The organism is Sphingorhabdus rigui, assembly GCF_014196595.1.
GTDB lineage: Bacteria > Pseudomonadota > Alphaproteobacteria > Sphingomonadales > Sphingomonadaceae > Sphingorhabdus_B > Sphingorhabdus_B rigui.
The window spans coordinates 53,819-70,061 of the sequence record NZ_JACIEA010000002.1 but is presented as its reverse complement, the minus strand read 5'-3'; the positions used below and the strand labels follow the sequence as shown (position 1 = coordinate 70,061).

The 16,243-nt window shown below is 57.2% G+C and carries 17 protein-coding genes and 1 pseudogene; 8 read left to right on the top strand and 10 right to left on the bottom strand.

Annotated elements, in window-relative coordinates:
- Positions 1-17 precede the first annotated feature (17 nt).
- The gene (locus GGR91_RS07835; protein ID WP_183942030.1) at positions 18-1,424 is read left to right on the top strand and encodes an NAD(P)H-dependent flavin oxidoreductase; all 1,407 of its coding nucleotides are present in this window, start codon (positions 18-20) and stop codon (positions 1,422-1,424) included.
- Positions 1,425-1,511: 87 nt separating this feature from the next.
- Here GGR91_RS07835 and GGR91_RS07830 read toward each other — a convergent pair whose 3' ends face one another.
- Together GGR91_RS07830 and GGR91_RS07825 are read right to left on the bottom strand one after the other, a co-directional pair.
- Positions 1,512-2,822, bottom strand: a complete 1,311-nt coding sequence (locus GGR91_RS07830; protein WP_183941660.1) for an ammonium transporter — start codon at positions 2,820-2,822, stop codon at positions 1,512-1,514.
- A gap of 101 nt (positions 2,823-2,923) precedes the next feature.
- Positions 2,924-3,922: a 2-hydroxyacid dehydrogenase gene (locus GGR91_RS07825; RefSeq protein ID WP_183941659.1), complete on the bottom strand. Its 999-nt coding sequence runs from the start codon at positions 3,920-3,922 to the stop codon at positions 2,924-2,926.
- 75 nt (positions 3,923-3,997) lie between these two features.
- On the opposite strand from GGR91_RS07825, the gene GGR91_RS07820 reads away from it, so the two are divergent.
- Positions 3,998-4,504, top strand: coding sequence for an SH3 domain-containing protein (locus tag GGR91_RS07820; protein ID WP_322788789.1), 507 nt, complete (start codon positions 3,998-4,000; stop codon positions 4,502-4,504).
- Positions 4,505-4,521: 17 nt separating this feature from the next.
- Here GGR91_RS07820 and GGR91_RS07815 read toward each other — a convergent pair whose 3' ends face one another.
- From GGR91_RS07815 to GGR91_RS07795, 5 genes are all read right to left on the bottom strand, one after another.
- On the bottom strand, positions 4,522-4,782 hold the full coding sequence (locus tag GGR91_RS07815) for an ATP synthase F1 subunit epsilon (protein ID WP_183941657.1): 261 nt from the start codon (positions 4,780-4,782) through the stop codon (positions 4,522-4,524).
- Positions 4,783-4,788: 6 nt separating this feature from the next.
- Positions 4,789-6,369 carry a F0F1 ATP synthase subunit beta gene (gene atpD / locus GGR91_RS07810; RefSeq protein ID WP_221204273.1) on the bottom strand — a complete coding sequence of 527 codons (1,581 nt, stop codon included), beginning with the start codon at positions 6,367-6,369 and terminating at the stop codon, positions 4,789-4,791.
- 27 nt (positions 6,370-6,396) lie between these two features.
- Positions 6,397-7,278, bottom strand: coding sequence for a F0F1 ATP synthase subunit gamma (locus GGR91_RS07805; protein WP_183941656.1), 882 nt, complete (start codon positions 7,276-7,278; stop codon positions 6,397-6,399).
- 84 nt (positions 7,279-7,362) lie between these two features.
- Positions 7,363-8,892: a F0F1 ATP synthase subunit alpha gene (gene atpA / locus GGR91_RS07800; protein ID WP_183941655.1), complete on the bottom strand. Its 1,530-nt coding sequence runs from the start codon at positions 8,890-8,892 to the stop codon at positions 7,363-7,365.
- Between the two features lie 8 nt (positions 8,893-8,900).
- Entirely contained in the window at positions 8,901-9,467 is a 567-nt protein-coding gene (locus tag GGR91_RS07795; protein ID WP_183941654.1) for a F0F1 ATP synthase subunit delta, read from the bottom strand.
- A 222-nt stretch (positions 9,468-9,689) separates the two neighbouring features.
- On the opposite strand from GGR91_RS07795, the gene GGR91_RS07790 reads away from it, so the two are divergent.
- A complete protein-coding gene (locus GGR91_RS07790) occupies positions 9,690-10,367 on the top strand; it encodes a dienelactone hydrolase family protein (RefSeq protein WP_183941653.1) in 678 nt (225 codons plus the stop codon).
- Positions 10,368-10,375: 8 nt separating this feature from the next.
- Positions 10,376-10,927: pseudogene (locus GGR91_RS11695) on the top strand (methylated-DNA--[protein]-cysteine S-methyltransferase); the annotation flags it as partial.
- 15 nt (positions 10,928-10,942) lie between these two features.
- Here the strand turns inward: GGR91_RS11695 and truA are convergent.
- Complete coding sequence (truA, locus tag GGR91_RS07780) at positions 10,943-11,683, bottom strand: tRNA pseudouridine(38-40) synthase TruA (RefSeq protein WP_183941651.1); 741 nt, start codon at positions 11,681-11,683, stop codon at positions 10,943-10,945.
- Positions 11,680-12,585 (bottom strand): methionyl-tRNA formyltransferase, encoded by a 906-nt coding sequence (gene fmt, locus GGR91_RS07775; protein ID WP_183941650.1) that lies wholly within the window; start codon positions 12,583-12,585, stop codon positions 11,680-11,682. Before fmt ends, truA begins: the two co-directional genes overlap by 4 nt.
- Positions 12,586-12,627: 42 nt before the next feature.
- Between fmt and recR the strand changes: the two genes are divergently transcribed.
- Entirely contained in the window at positions 12,628-13,224 is a 597-nt protein-coding gene (gene recR, locus GGR91_RS07770) for a recombination mediator RecR (RefSeq protein WP_183941649.1), read from the top strand.
- A gap of 31 nt (positions 13,225-13,255) precedes the next feature.
- A complete protein-coding gene (gene def / locus GGR91_RS07765; protein WP_183942028.1) occupies positions 13,256-13,813 on the top strand; it encodes a peptide deformylase in 558 nt (185 codons plus the stop codon).
- A 41-nt stretch (positions 13,814-13,854) separates the two neighbouring features.
- Here def and GGR91_RS07760 read toward each other — a convergent pair whose 3' ends face one another.
- Positions 13,855-15,024 (bottom strand): penicillin-binding protein activator, encoded by a 1,170-nt coding sequence (locus GGR91_RS07760; protein ID WP_183941648.1) that lies wholly within the window; start codon positions 15,022-15,024, stop codon positions 13,855-13,857.
- Between the two features lie 33 nt (positions 15,025-15,057).
- Here GGR91_RS07760 and rsmI point away from each other — a divergent pair, with 33 nt between their 5' ends.
- On the top strand, positions 15,058-15,888 hold the full coding sequence (gene rsmI / locus GGR91_RS07755) for a 16S rRNA (cytidine(1402)-2'-O)-methyltransferase (RefSeq protein ID WP_183941647.1): 831 nt from the start codon (positions 15,058-15,060) through the stop codon (positions 15,886-15,888).
- A complete protein-coding gene (locus tag GGR91_RS07750) occupies positions 15,885-16,235 on the top strand; it encodes a YraN family protein (protein WP_183941646.1) in 351 nt (116 codons plus the stop codon). Before rsmI ends, GGR91_RS07750 begins: the two co-directional genes overlap by 4 nt.
- Positions 16,236-16,243 lie beyond the last annotated feature (8 nt).

Here is a 16,243-nt window from a genome sequence, read left to right as displayed (position 1 = left end):
AGATATTAGGGGTTGTAATTGTGTTCAAGGGTCTGAAACCCATAATATATGGTGGCCGCGAAGTGTGGCCATTGGTCGAAGGTGGCAAGGGCGTTGCCGCTACCAATCACGCAAGTTCTGGCGCATGGGCTGCTGCCGGGGGCATTGGCACTGTGTCGGCGGTTAATGCCGACAGCTATGATGAAAATGGCGAGATGATCCCGCAGGTTTTTCACGGGAAAACACGTGCGGAACGTCACGAAGAGCTGGTGGAGTACGGCATCCGTGGCGGCATCGCGCAGGTTCGCCTGGCGCATGAAATGGCCAATGGCAAAGGCGCCATCAATATCAACGTGCTTTGGGAAATGGGCGGATCGCAGCGCATTTTGCACGGCATATTGGAAGCGACCAAGGGGATGGTTACCGGCGTCACCTGCGGCGCGGGCATGCCTTACAAGCTTTCGGAAATTGCGGCGCAATATGGCGTATATTATCTGCCTATCGTCAGCTCCGCGCGTGCATTCCGTGCATTGTGGAAACGCGCTTATCACAAGGTGCCCGAATGGTTGGGTGCGGTGGTTTACGAAGATCCATGGTTGGCGGGTGGCCATAACGGCCTTTCCAACGCGGAAGACCCGCGCAGCCCCGAAGACCCCTATCCGCGCGTAAAAGCACTACGCGATGTCATGCGCGTCGAAGGCATTTCGGACGACGTGCCCATCGTGATGGCGGGCGGCGTATGGTTTTTGCGCGACTGGAACAACTGGATTGATAATCCAGAGCTTGGGCAAATCGCATTCCAACTGGGTACGCGGCCATTGCTCACGCAAGAAAGCCCCATTCCACAGGGTTGGAAAGACGCGCTGACGAAAATTCCTGAAGACGGCGTGCTGTTGCATCAGTTTTCGCCAACAGGTTTCTATTCAAGCGCGGTCATCAATCCGTTCCTGCTTGAGTTGCAGGCCCGTTCAGAACGCCAGATTGCCTATGTGCAGACCGCCGATGCGGAACATAGCGCGCAGCTGGATGTCGGCGTGAAGGGTAAGAATTTCTGGGTGAAGCCTGCGGACCTGATGAAGGCACGCGAATGGGATGCACGCGGGTTTACGGTCGCTTTGAAGACGCCCGACAACACCTTGGTCTTTGTGACGCCGCCGTCGGGCGAAGTCATTCGCAAGGATCAGAAGGACTGCATGGGCTGTCTGTCGCATTGCGGATTTTCGTCGTGGAAAGACCATGACAATAATTCAACTGGCCGCCTCGCCGATCCGCGCAGCTTCTGCATTCAAAAGGCATTGCAGAACATCGCGCACGGCGCGCCCATCGATGAAAACCTGATGTTCGCAGGGCACAGTGCTTATCTGTTCGGTAAGGACCCGTTCTATTCGAACGGTTTCGTTCCGACGGTGCAGCAATTGATGGACCGCATCCTGACGGGCGATTGACGCCGGGTTTCTTTGCCGGAAATTGCCCTTGGTCGCGTAGCAACGCGATCAAGGGCTATGTAGCATTACGTTGCCGTCAGGACCAGCTTAATCCAAATCCCAAGCGCGTTCGCCATGGCTTGAAATATCAAGCCCATCGCGCTCCTGATCTTCGCTGACACGCATCGGTATGACCATCGACACCATATAGCCGATGATGAGCGTGACCACGGCGGAATAGGCGCCGACGATGGCCACGGCTTTCACCTGAACCCACAATTGCGATGCCATGCCCACACCTTCGGCATAGCCAGCGCCGCCAAGCGCTTCGCTTGCAAAGACCGCCAGCAGGACGGAACCAAGAATTCCGCCGATACCGTGCACCGCAAAAACGTCGAGCGAGTCATCGATTTTCAACGTGCCTTTGACAAGGCCAACAAACCAGAAGCAGACGACGCCTGCCAATATGCCGAGAATGATCGCGCCACCGGGGCCAATCACCCCTGCTGCCGGTGTGATCGTGGCAAGTCCAGCGACTGCGCCCGTTGCAAAGCCGACGGCGGTGGCCTTGCCGACCTTGATACGTTCAATCACCAGCCAGACAATCGCTGCAACCGAGGCCCCGACATGGGTGTTGATGATTGCGCTGGCGGCAGCGTCATTGGCTGCTAAAGCCGATCCGCCGTTGAAGCCAAACCAGCCAACCCAGAGCAGGCCTGCACCGGCTACTGTGAGCGCGGGGCTATGCGGGAGCATAAGCGTTCTGGGAAAGCCAATGCGCTTGCCAAGCATTAGCGCGACAACCAGCGCTGAAATACCCGCCGTGGTGTGCACAACAATGCCACCGGCGAAATCAATGACGCCTTGGTCGGCCAGAAAACCGCTGCCCCAAACCCAGCGGGTCACGGGGACATAAATCAGCAGCGACCATAAGGCGCTGAACGCCACGACCCAGCCAAAGCGGGCGCGTTCGACCCATGCGCCGACGATCAGGGCTGGGGTGATGATTGCAAATGTCATCTGGAAAAGCGCAAAGGCAAGCTCGCCTGTTGTCTGCCCATCACGGACAGAATCGAGCAACCCGTTGAACATGACATTTTCAAGCGAGCCAATGAAACCGTTGCCGTCCACGGAAAAGGCCAGGCTGTAGCCAATGACAATCCAGATAACCGAGGCGATAGCGGCAATCGCGCCGCATTGCACCAGAACCGATAAGAAGTTTTTGGCGCGAACCAGCCCGCCGTAAAAAAGTGCAAGGCCAGGCAGCGTCATCATCAGCACAAGCGCTGACGCGGTCAAAATCCACGCGCTATCGCCGCTGTTGGTTTCAGGGATAGCGACCATACCCGCCTGTGCCATCGCTGGCGCTGACATGGCTGCGCTTAAAACCAGCGCTGACTGCACAAATTTCTGGATCATAATCTTCCCCGCCCGCTTATTTGCCACGTCTCTAGGCGCGGCGTAACAAAGCCTCAAGGCACAAAATTACGGGTAACTTACCGCAATCGAAAGAAAATTGCTTATTGCCAGCCCTCAAGCACCTGATCGGGCGGTCGGTGGCCGTCGGCCCATACGCGGATATTTGTAATCACGCGTTCACCCGATGCTTCGCGTCCCTCATATGTGGCACTGCCCAAATGCGGAAGCAGCACCGCGTTGGGTATGCTGAGGAACCGCGAGTCAACGGCGGGTTCATGCGTGTACACATCAAGCCCGGCGCCCGCGATACGACCACTTTGCAATGCCTCGATCAAGGCGTTTTCATCAATCAATTCACCGCGTGAGCTGTTGATGACATACGCGTTGGGTTTCATGTGCGCGATGCGATCGGCGTTGATGATTTTGTCTGTATCCGCCGTCAACGGGCAGTGCAGTGTGATGATGTCCGAACGGGCCACCAGCCGGTCGATGTCGGGTTCGAACGTCACGCCCAGTTCATCCTCAACGCTGGCCGGCAAACGGCTGCGTTTGTTGTAAATGATATTCATGCCAAATGCCTTGGCGCGCATGGCGACGGCCTCTCCAATACGGCCAAGACCGATGATGCCAAGTGTCTTGCCACCAATGCGGTGACCCAGCATGCCGGTGGGGCTCCAGCCGCTCCATTCGCCATTGCGCATGGCACGATGTCCTTCGCCAAGCCGGCGGGGTACATTCAGAATGAGCGCCATCGTCAGGTCAGCGGTGTCGTCTGTAAACACGCCAGGCGTGTTTGTGACCATGATGCCCTTGGCCTTTGCTGCGGCCAGATCGATGTGATTAACCCCGGCGCCATAGCTGGCAATCAGTTTCAGGCGCGGCGGTGCGGCGGCGATGATGCTGGCATCGATGGTGTCCGTGACAGTCGGCACGAGCACGTCGCAGTCCGCCATCGCAGCAACAAGCGCATCACGGGTGAGGGGCACATCATCGGTATTGAAACGCGCATCGAACAGTTCCGCCATGCGCTTTTCAACAGCGGGAAGAAGCGTGCGGGTGACGCGGACAGACGGACGTTCAATGCGGCTAAGTTCGGGCATGGCAGTGACTAAAGCCGAATATATGACAAGGTCAAGACAGGATGGTTGCGCTGCGCGCCGCGCTTACGGTATAGAATGAAAACGGTGGTAAAAAAGATGGCTCATCAACACAATTCGATAGCGCGTTGCGGCGCATTGGCGCTCGTGCTCTTTGGTGCTGCGTCTGCCGCCGGGCAGGCACAACAAAAGACGCCTTATTGGGCTTCAATTTCTAAGCCAGAGGCGCGCATGCGTACGGGCCCCAGCACTGAATTCCCCGTTACTTGGGTGTATAAACGCGAAAACCTGCCAGTGAAGGTCGTGGCGGTGCACAGCGTATGGCGCAAGGTTCAAGACCCCGATGGTGAGCAGGGATGGCTTCATGTCCGCTTGCTGAGCCCCAAGCGGGCTGCCATCGTCATCGGTAAGGAAATTGGCGCACTGCGTGACGCGCCTGCAGCCAACGCACATATATCATGGCGCGTGGAGCCCGGTGTGGTCGGGCTTATCGAAGAATGTGAAAAAGGCTATTGCCGCTTCGAAACCGAAGGGCGCTATGGTTATATTGAAACGGCCCGCATCTGGGGCGACGAAGCGCCCTGATACGTAACGCGTGAGGCTTAAGCCTCGACGCGCTCCGCCAGAACGGTCAATCCGTTCTCATTCACTTCAGCAAAGCCACCAGCGATGATGAGGCGCTCGGGCGTTGCGCCTTGCGTCGCGTAAATCTCAAGCGCGGCATCGTTACGCAGCGTGCTCATCATTGGGCTGTGGCCCTCAAGCACACCAAAATCGCCCTCACTACCCGGAACGACGACCATATAGACGTCGTCCGAGCGGTAGAGCTTTTCAGGTGTTACGAGTTCGAAACGAAGTGCCATAATGGCTTACGCCGCCTCCGCCGCAAGCTTGGCAGCCTTGGCAACAGCATCTTCGATGCCGCCAACCATGTAGAAGGCTGCTTCTGGAAGATGGTCATATTCGCCGTCGACGACTGCCTTGAACGACTTAACCGTGTCTTCGACCTGAACGAACTTGCCGGAAATGCCGGTGAAGACTTCAGCAACATGGAAAGGCTGCGACAAGAAGCGCTGGATCTTACGCGCACGGGTAACAGTCAATTTGTCGTCTTCCGACAATTCGTCCATGCCCAAAATCGCGATGATGTCCTGAAGCGATTTGTACTTCTGCAGCGTTTCCTGAACGCGGCGTGCCGTGTCATAATGCTCTTGGCCAACAACGGCTGGTGTCAAAACGCGGCTGACCGAGTCAAGCGGGTCAACTGCTGGGTAGATACCCAATTCCGAAATTGCGCGGTTCAACGTGGTCGTCGCGTCCAAGTGGGCGAACGACGTTGCTGGTGCAGGGTCGGTCAAGTCATCTGCAGGAACGTAAATGGCCTGAACCGAGGTAATCGAACCCTTGGTGGTCGACGTAATACGCTCTTGCAGCTGGCCCATGTCGGTTGCCAAAGTTGGCTGATAGCCCACAGCCGAAGGAATACGGCCAAGAAGTGCGGACACTTCGGAACCGGCCTGTGTGAAGCGGAAGATGTTGTCGACGAAGAACAGAACGTCCTGGCCTTCTTCATCGCGGAAATATTCCGCCATGGTCAGACCCGACAAAGCAACACGTGCACGCGCACCGGGAGGCTCGTTCATCTGGCCGAACACCAGAGCAACCTTTGAACCTTCTGGGGTTGGGTTGCCGTCGGCGTCCTTGGCGATAACGCCTGCGTCGAGGAATTCATGGTACAGATCGTTACCTTCGCGGGTACGCTCACCCACGCCAGCAAACACCGAAACGCCGCCATGGCCCTTTGCGATGTTGTTGATCAGTTCTTGAATAAGAACGGTCTTGCCAACGCCGGCACCGCCGAACAGACCAATCTTGCCGCCCTTTGCATAAGGCGCGAGAAGGTCGATAACCTTAATGCCGGTGACGAGAATTTCAGCTTCGGTCGACTGGTCGGTGAACAAAGGCGCTTCTGCGTGGATTGGGTTCGACTTTGCAGCGCCAACAGGGCCACGCTCGTCGATTGGCTCGCCGATAACGTTCATGATGCGGCCAAGGGTCATTGGACCAACTGGAACCGAAATCTGCGCGCCGGTGTCACGCACGGACTGACCGCGGGTCAAACCTTCGGTCGCGTCCATTGCGATGGTGCGAACGGTGTTTTCGCCAAGATGCTGTGCCACTTCAAGCACGAGGCGGTTGCCGTTATTGTCGGTTTCAAGTGCCGACAAAATGGCAGGCAGCTGGCCAGTGAAGGTTACGTCGACAACAGCGCCGATGACCTGTGAAATGCGGCCCGTTGCACCGGCGACGTTAATCGCGGTTTGGCCAGCACCAGCCTTTGGCGCGGGAGCCTTGGTTGCAGCAGCTTTTTTCACAGGCGCTTTTTTAGCGGCTGCGGCGGGTGCTGCGGCCTTTTTTGGAGCGGCGGTCTTCTTCGGGGCGGTTGCCATTTGCTTCTTCCTTGCCTTTGGATGTCGTTAAAGCGCTTCTGCGCCTGCGATAATTTCGATAAGTTCAGTGGTAATCGCCGCCTGACGCGTGCGGTTATATTGAATAGTCAGCTTGTTGATCATGTCGCCCGCATTGCGCGTTGCGTTGTCCATTGCGGTCATTTTTGAACCCTGCTCGGACGCAGCATTTTCGCGGTTTGCGCGAAGCAACTGAACGGCAACATTGCGTGGCAGCAAGTCAGCGAGAATTTCTTCCTCGTCTGGCTCATATTCAACCGTTGCAGAAACGCCGACGGCATCGCCTTCACCCGCGGTAACAGCGACGGGCATCAGCTGAATTTGCGTTGGCGTTTGCGTAAGGACGTTTTCGAACTTGCTGAAGAACAAATGCGCGACGTCAAAGTCACCCGCTTCAAAACGTGCGGTCAAATCTTCACCCCATGCTTGCACATCGGCGTAAGTGAGCTTGCCCAAATCACCTGGTTCAATGCTGTGGATGATATCGCCACGGAACGTCCGGCTGAGCTGATCGCGGCCTTTCTTTCCGATGGTGTAGAATTTGACGGCCTTGCCTTCGGCCTTCAATGCCTCTGCCTGACGGCGGGCAAGACGGACGATATTGGTGTTAAATGCGCCCGCAAGGCCCTTGTCGCTGGTGGCGACAACGAACAGATGCACATCGCTGTTGCCTGAACCAGCAAGCAGCTTTGGCGATTGTGGACCGACCGTTACCTTCGACGCGATGCTCGATACGACCGCTTCCAGTCGTTCGGCATATGGGCGTGATGCTTCAGCTGCTTCGGTTGCCCGACGCAGTTTCGCAGCAGCGACCATTTTCATCGCCTTGGTGATCTTCTGGGTCGACTTGACCGAGTTGATCCGCATTTTGAGGGCCTTAAGAGACGCCATCTATTCTTCCCTTTGCCGTCACCCTGAACTTGTTTCAGGGTCTTAATTAAGATGCTGAAACAAGTTCAGCATGACGGGTGATTGTTAAGCGAAATTCTTCGTGAACTTTTCGAGAGCCGCCATCAGCGCCTTCTTGCTGTCGTCGCTGAAGTCGCGGCTGTCGCGGATTGTCTTCAGGATGCCAGCATGGTTGGCACGAAGGTCAGCCAGCATGGCGTCTTCATAGCGGTTCACGTCGGCAACCGGGATGCCGTCGAGATAGCCATTTGTGCCAGCGAAGATTGACGCTGTCTGCTCTTCGAAAGGCAGTGGCGAGAATTGCTTCTGCTTCAACAGCTCAGTCAAGCGCGCACCGCGGTTCAGCAGCTTTTGCGTCGACGCGTCGAGATCCGAACCGAACTGCGCGAACGCAGCCATTTCGCGATATTGCGCAAGCTCAAGCTTAATCGAGCCCGATACCTTCTTCATCGCCTTTGTCTGTGCAGCCGAACCAACGCGGCTAACCGACAGACCAACGTTAATCGCAGGGCGGATACCCTGGAAGAACAGGTCGGTTTCAAGGAAGATCTGACCGTCGGTGATCGAAATCACGTTGGTTGGAATATATGCCGAAACGTCACCAGCCTGTGTTTCAATGATCGGCAATGCCGTCAACGAACCACCGCCATTGGCGTCGGACATCTTTGCAGCGCGCTCAAGCAAGCGGCTGTGGAGATAGAAAACGTCACCAGGATAGGCTTCACGGCCTGGAGGACGACGCAGAAGAAGCGACATCTGGCGATAGGCAACAGCCTGCTTCGACAAATCGTCATAAACGATGACGGCGTGCATGCCGTTGTCGCGGAAGAATTCACCCATCGCAACGCCGGTGTACGGCGCGAGATACTGAAGCGGTGCAGGCTCCGAAGCGGTTGCAGCAACAACGATCGAATATTCCATCGCGCCTTGTTCTTCCAATGCACGAACGATTTGCGCAACGGTCGAACGCTTCTGACCGACGGCAACGTAGATGCAGTAAAGCTTCTTCGATTCGTCTGTGCCCTTGTTCACTTCCTTCTGGTTGATGAACGTGTCGATGGCGACAGCGGTTTTACCGGTCTGACGGTCACCGATGATCAATTCGCGCTGGCCACGGCCAACAGGCACGAGCGCGTCGAGCGCCTTAAGGCCAGTCTGGACAGGTTCCGAAACCGATTGGCGCGGGATGATGCCAGGCGCTTTGACTTCAACGCGGCTGCGCTGTGTGGTCTTAAGCGGGCCCTTGCCATCAATTGGGTTGCCAAGGCCGTCAACAACGCGGCCAAGCAGTTCCTTGCCGACAGGAACGTCAACGATCGTGCCGGTACGCTTTACAACGTCACCTTCGCGAATTTCGCTGTCGGTTCCGAAGATAACGACACCGACATTGTCCGCTTCAAGGTTCAAGGCCATGCCCTGAATGCCGTTGGCGAACTCGACCATTTCACCAGCCTGAACATTGTCGAGGCCGTGAATACGGGCGATACCGTCACCAACGGACAGAACGCTACCGACTTCCGAAACCTGAGCTTCGGTGCCGAAATTGGCGATCTGGTCCTTAATGACCTTGGAAATTTCTGCGGCGCGGATATCCATTTTGCTACTTAGCCTTTCATCGCGTTAGCGAGGGTGTTCAAACGGGTTTTAATAGAAGTGTCGATCATCTGGCTGCCGATGCGGACAGTCAGGCCACCCAAAATGGATGGATCGACTTTGGTCTGGATGGCCACGTCGCTGCCGACGCGTGCCTTAAGATTTGCGGAAAGCGTCTTCATCTGCGCAGCGCTCAGTGCGTGCGCTGAAGTAACTTCGGCGGTGACTTCGCCGCGATGGGCCGCCGCAAGCGACGAGAATGCCCGCGCGACGGATGCGGTTTCGCTGAGCCGGCGATTGTCAGCAAGCACGCCCAAGGTCTTGGTCGTCAAAGCATCCAGCTTCATTGCCTTGGCAACAGCAGCGATCGCTTTTTTCGCGTCCGTCCGCGTCAACACAGGGTTGGTGGTCAGCGACTTAAGGTCTGCCGATTCGTTCACAGCTTTGGCGACCGACGTAAGGCTTTTTTCAACGGCGTTGATGGAGTTGGCATCACGCGCCAACTCGAACAATGCCGTCGCGTAACGGCCAGATAGACTGGCTTGTATATTAGCGCTTGTGCCGCCGGAATTATCCACGCGTTGAAGTCCTTAAATGTACAACTGATGTATTTGCTGAACCAGCCGAAAGGTTGCCCTGTCTCTAGCGTCGCCGCGCGCCTAGCAGGGCTTTTGTTGCGATGCAAGATTGGGAATTAAGTTCATTGCATAGTGTTGCGGCCACAAACTTGTTCTGATGGTGCAAACGGGCGTTGCGCGGCATTCGAAAACACGTGAAATGCGGCATGAGAGGAGACCGAGATGGGTGACATGATTCGGATGACAATGTCGGACGGCGCGGAAATTGCCGTCTACCATGCCTTGCCAGATGGTGCGCGGCGTGGTGGCCTTGTGCTCGTGCAGGAAATCTTTGGCGTGACGGACCATATTCGCGAGCTTTGTGACGAATATGCCGCAGATGGCTATGAAGTTTTATCACCGGCTATTTTTGATCGCGAGCATCCCGGTTTTGAAGCCGCCTATACGGGACCTGATTATAACCGCGCCGTGGAACTGGCACGCGATCTTCATCCCTTTGTACAGTCGCTGGATGACGCGCAGGTCTGCATTGATGCGTTGAAGGGTAAAGGCCCCGTTTTCATTACGGGCTATTGCTATGGCGGGTCGGTGGCTTGGGCTCTTGCCGGCATCAGCGATGATCTTGCGGCCGCCAGCTGCTATTATGGCAGTCTCGTGCCGACAATATATGCGGATAAGACGCCAAAATGCGCCACAATCGCCCACTTTGGCAGATATGACCACGGCATCCCGATGGAGGGTGTAGAGGCACTTATTGAAAAGGCGCACCCCACCGCGCAGATATTTGTGTACGACGCCAACCATGGGTTCAATTCGGACCGGCGGAAAGACTATCATGAAGAAAGCGCCGATCTGGCGCGGGAGCGGACCTTGGCTTTGTTCCGCGCATGTGGTGGGTAAGCAGGATAGCAAAGGGACATTTGGGTATGATACCAAGCGCTTGGAAAAATGGTGGTGCTGGCGTAGAAATCCGCTGGGAGGTGGTTGATACCGCGCTGGGCAAAATGCTGCTGGCCGCGACCGATAAAGGCATCTGCCGCCTGTCATTCGATGAAGATGAAGCCGCGCTGCAGCACCGGTTTCCAAACGCAGATATCATTGCCGGGGGCAGTGCGCTCGCGCATCTGGTAACAGGCGCCATTGCGGCTATTGAGAACCCTGCACACATGCCGGACTTGCCGCTGGATGTGGCTGGCACCGCATTTCAACAGGCCATCTGGAACGAGCTGAAGCGCATTCCGGCGGGCGAAACGCGAACATATGCAGATATCGCTGCTGCGGTCGGCAGCCCCAATGCCGTGCGTGCGGCGGGAAGTGCCAATGGCGCGAACAATGTCGCGGTGCTCATCCCTTGCCACCGCGTTATCCGCAGCGACGGTTCGCTTGGCGGTTATGCATATGGCCTGGAGCGAAAACAGGCCTTGCTGGACAAAGAACGCGCGCAAGACCGATTATTGTAACCCGCGCCTGTTGGCTTAAGGGTAGATTGCCCGCACAAAATACAGGCCTTCGGGCGGCGCATTTTCAGCCAAGGCGGAACGGTCTGCCGCATCCAGCGCTGCCTGCAAATCGTCGGCGGTCCAACGGCCAAGCCCAACCGCGACAAGGCAACCCACCATCGACCGCACCTGATGATGAAGGAATGACAAGGCCGCAGCCTCGACGATCACATGCTGCCCTTCGCGGCGGACGTTCAGCCGTTCGAGCGACTTGACCGGGCTTGCCGATTGACATGCCGTCGACCGGAAGGTCGTGAAATCATGCACGCCCACCAAAATTTGTGCCGCTGCGTGCATTGCGTCAGCATCAAGGTGCGGACCAACGCGCCATACCCGGCCCTTTTCCAAAGTGAGCGAGGCGCGGCGATTGAGGATGCGATATTCGTACGCCCGGCCAATGCAGCTGTAACGCGCATGCCAGTCGTCGGCCACTTCCTCGCAATGCAATATCGCGATGGGGTGCGGCCGCAAATGGGCGTTAATGGCTTCCATCAATCGGAAGGATGACAGCCCTTTTTCGACATCGACATGCGCGCGCATGCCCAATGCGTGGACGCCGGCATCGGTGCGGCCTGCGCTGTAGACCAATGTCTTTTCGCCGGTGGTTTTGAATATGGCCTCTTCGATGGCGCCTTGAACCGAAGGGCCATGGTCTTGCCATTGCCAGCCCATATAGGGACCGCCGTCAAATTCGATGGTGAGCGCAAAACGGGTCATTGCAGAATCGTGCCCGCCGGGATTGCCTTGCCACGCAGCAAGTCTGCGGTCGGCATTGCGGGTTTGCCTGCACGTTGGATGATTGTGGGACGGATCGCATCCACGCCGCAGGCGATGGTCAGTTGGTCGTCCCAAATTGTGCCGGCTATGCTGCCTCCCGCAACGATGTCCGCCGCAAGCACCCGATATCGCTCGCCCTCAAATTCAAACCATGCCCCCGGCGCGGGGTTATATGCGCGTATTTGTCGTTCGACCGCTTCGGCGGACATTGAAAAATCCAATTTGGTTTCTGCCTTGTCGATTTTGGCGGCATAGGTCACGCCATCTTCCGGTTGCGGCACACAAGGGTGGGCGTCGAGGTCCGATAATACGCTTACCATCAATTCTGCGCCAAGCTCGGCCAGCTCGCTGGTGAGGATGCCCGTGGTCTTGTGCCCGATTTCGATTTCGGTTGTTGCACGAACCGGTCCGGTATCGAGGCCTGCCTCCATTTGCATGACCATGACGCCCGTTGTCGCGTCCCCTGCCAGAATAGCCCGCTGAACCGGCGCAGCACCGCGCCAGCGCGGCAGCAGCGATCCGTGAATATTCAGGCAGCCATGCCGTGGCGCGTCCACGATCGATTTGGGCAGGATAAGGCCATATGCCGCGACAATTGCGGCATCGAGGTTAAGCGCGGCAAATTCCGCTGCTGCATCGTCCTGTCGCAGCGACAGCGGCGTGCGCACATGCAAACCCAGTTCTTCGGCACGCTGGTGCACGGCGGACGGCGTAAGCTTTTTACCGCGGTTGGCGGGGCGGGGCGGCTGCGAATATACGGCAACCACATCATGCCCAGCGGCAACCAGCGCGTCGAGCGCGGGCACGGCAAATTCGGGTGTTCCCATGAAGGCAAGACGCATCGTCACTTTTCCTTTGTTCGAAAGCCCCCTAAGACCCGCAGCATGGCATCGCAAGAAATAGACGCATTGGCACAGGCATTGTCGAAATTGCCCGGACTTGGCCCCCGCTCGGCACGGCGGGTTGTGCTACACCTTATGAAAAAGCGTGAAAGCGTGTTGATGCCGCTTTTGCGTGCGTTGGAGCAGGTCGAACAACGGCTGGTCGTCTGCAGCACGTGCGGGAACATCGATACCGGCAACCCCTGCGGCATTTGCGTCGATCCGCGCCGCGACATCCGTTCCATCTGTGTTGTCGAAGACGTATCCGATTTGTGGGCGCTGGATCGTTCGCGACTTTTTCCGGGCAAATATCATGTCCTGGGCGGTCGGTTATCCGCATTGGATGGCGTTCGGCCGGAGGATTTGAACATCGAAGGCTTGGTTGCCCGCGTTGCCGCGGGCGGCGTCGACGAAGTCGTGCTGGCCATGAATGCCACGCTGGAGGGGCAGACAACCGCGCATTATCTCGCGGAACGGCTTGAACAATTTCCGATACGCTTGACCCAGTTGGCGCATGGCGTGCCTGTGGGCGGTGAGCTTGATTATCTGGACGATGGCACCTTGGCACAAGCATTGCGCGCCAGACGTCCTGTCGGTTGATTTATCGCACGACCGTCCCTATCTGCGACCCATGGCCATATTACCTATTCTTGAAGTGCCCGATCCGCGGCTGAAAACCATTTCGACTCCCGTCGAGACATTTGATGCGGATTTGAAAACGCTGGTCGATGACATGACCGAAACGATGTACGCCGCGCCCGGTATCGGGCTGGCCGCTATTCAGGTCGGGGTTCCAAAACGCCTGTTGGTTATCGATTTGCAGGAAGAGGAAGGCGCAGGCGACGAGCCCGTTCGCAACCCGCGGGTATTTGTAAATCCGGAAATATTGGACCCGTCGGACGAACACAGCCTGTATAATGAAGGCTGCCTTTCGGTGCCTGACCAATATGCAGAGGTCGAGCGCCCCGCGCAAATCCGTGCACGTTGGCAGGACCTTGATGGCAAAGTTCATGAAGAGACAATGACGGGCCTAATGGCGACCTGCCTGCAGCACGAGATGGACCATCTCGAAGGCATTTTGTTCATTGACCACCTGTCGCGGCTAAAGCGTCAGATGGTTCTCAAGAAAATCGAGAAAGCCCGCAAAATGGGCGGCGGGCATGTCCATAATGAGCATTGCCGCCACTAACTTGCTTTAGCCGGACAAGCCGCCGCGCTTGATCCAGCTAATTACTTTACAAATTGCGTCGGTGCGGGGCTGATTGTCACGAACTTGCCCGACTGAATTTCCTGCACCTCAAGCATGCGCTCGGTGAGGCCATTGGGCATGAAGCGGAATGCGCCATCGACGCCGATGAAGCCTTGCGGATCGGTAAGTTGCGCAACGGGGAATTTAGTCCCCGGACGCCAGTCACGTGCGACCCGCGCGATCAAAAGCACCGAATCATAGCCAAGGCTGGAAAGCCGCAGTGGCGCCTTGCCAAAGCGCGCCCGATATTTGGCGGCATATTGCGTATAAAGCGTGTCGGAGACGCTCGCAAACCAACCGCCATACATGGCAGCGTTACCCGCCAATGAGCCATCGATATTCCACAAATCGGTGCCGAGAATTTTTGCATTCCGCATGCCGTTGCGCCGAAGTGCTGGCACCAATGTCACGCCTGCACGGCCGCTGTCGGCAATTAGGACAGCATCAATCTGACCCAATTGTGCCAAACGGCGCGCCGCTGCATCCGCAGACGCTGTCGTTCCGTCGGATTCTTCAATGGCAACAAGCGTACCGCCAGCGCTGCGCACTGCAGAGGTCAGGTTCGATTGCGCGCGCTGGCCGTATACATTGGTCGAAACAACGCCTGCAAAGCGGTTATAGCCTTGCGAACGGGCGTAGCGGACAACGCGGTCGATGGATTGATTGGGCAAATGGCCGAGCAAGAATACATTTTGTCCGGCAACGCCGACATCATTGGAAAAGCTGATGATGGGCACAGCTGCGGTGCGCGCGACTGTGGCGGCCTCCACAACGTCGTCGCCACGCAATGGACCCAATATGACCTTGTTCCCATCGGCGACCGCGCGCTTTGCAGCTGCTGCGACGCCGGTGCTGGTGTCATAGGTGATCATGCGGATGTTGGTCGCTTTGGTGTCGGCCAGTGCAAGCGCGGTCGCGTTGGCGATGGATTGGCCAACGTCGCCGTCTGGACCCGTCACCGGCAACAGCAGGGCAACGCGGTGCATGCCGTCCAGCGGGTCTTCGGACACCACAGGGGTTGGCCCTTTGCCCCCACGCGGGGCGGTGGCGCAGGCCGCGAGCAAAATGACCGAAGCCAAAACCAGCAGCTTTTTGATCTGTCCTGCTAAAGCTTGCGGCGTTGCGCCGCTTGCTGCATTGGTTGCGCTCATGAATGTTCCCTTGGGTAGAAGCATATAAATCAGATGATGTTCGAATCGGGCTTATATGTCGTTGCGACACCAATCGGCAACCTTGCAGATATGTCACAACGGGCGATTGATCTGCTGGAAGCCGCAGAAATTGTGGCGGTAGAAGACAGCCGGGTAACCGGTAAATTGTTGCATCATCTTGGCCTGAAGAAAAAGATGCGGCGCTACAACGACCATAGTGGCGAGGCGGAGCGCGAGTCTCTCGTGGCCGCTGCGCGCGGCGCGGTGGTTGCGTTGGTGTCGGACGCGGGGACGCCCCTGATTTCAGACCCCGGTTACAAGCTGGTACGCAGCGCACGCGCGGCAGGCGTGCCGGTATATACGATCCCCGGTGCAAGCGCGGTAACGGCGGCGTTATCGATTTGCGGTTTGCCCACGGATCGCTTTCTGTTTGCCGGTTTTCTTCCCAATAAAGCAAAGGCACGTGTCGAAACGTTGACGGAGCTGGGGCAGGTAAAGGCGACGTTGGTTTTTTACGAGGCAGGGCCGCGTCTTGCAGCATCGCTTTCCGCGATTGCGGAGACCTATGGCGACCGTGAAGTCGCCGTCGCGCGCGAACTGACCAAGAAATTTGAAGAGGTGGTAACGGGCACCGCATCCGAACTTGCCGCGCGTTATGCGGCGCAAGAGCCAAAGGGTGAAATCGTCCTCATCGTCGGTCCGCCGGCGGATGACGTTGCCTATGATACAGGCGATGTGGACGCAGCCTTGCGCGAAGCATTGGATACCATGTCCGCCGCCAAGGCCGCTGGGGTCATTGCCAAGCGTTTCGGGCTGGAGCGCAGCGACGTTTATGCGCGCGCTACGCAACTGAAGTCGCAGTGAACCGGTTGGCCGCAGAAAAATTGGGGCGGCGTGGCGAAAATATTGCCGCCTGGTTTTTGCGGTTAAAGGGGTGGCGGGTCGTTGCCATGCGTGTGAAAACACCGCGCGGCGAAGTCGACTTGATCGCGCGGCGCGGCAAAACCATTGCGTTCGTCGAAGTGAAAGCGCGCGCAAATGTGCGTGATCTCGCCACCGCGATTGACGCGTACAGATTACGCCGCGTTGCCGCTGCGGCGGAAATTCTGCTGCCGAAATATGGAAAAGAATGCGAAAATATGCAGATAGACGTGATTATGGTTGCGCCATGGCGTTGGCCGAACCATCTGCCAAACGTCTGGCACGGATAAGGACAAGC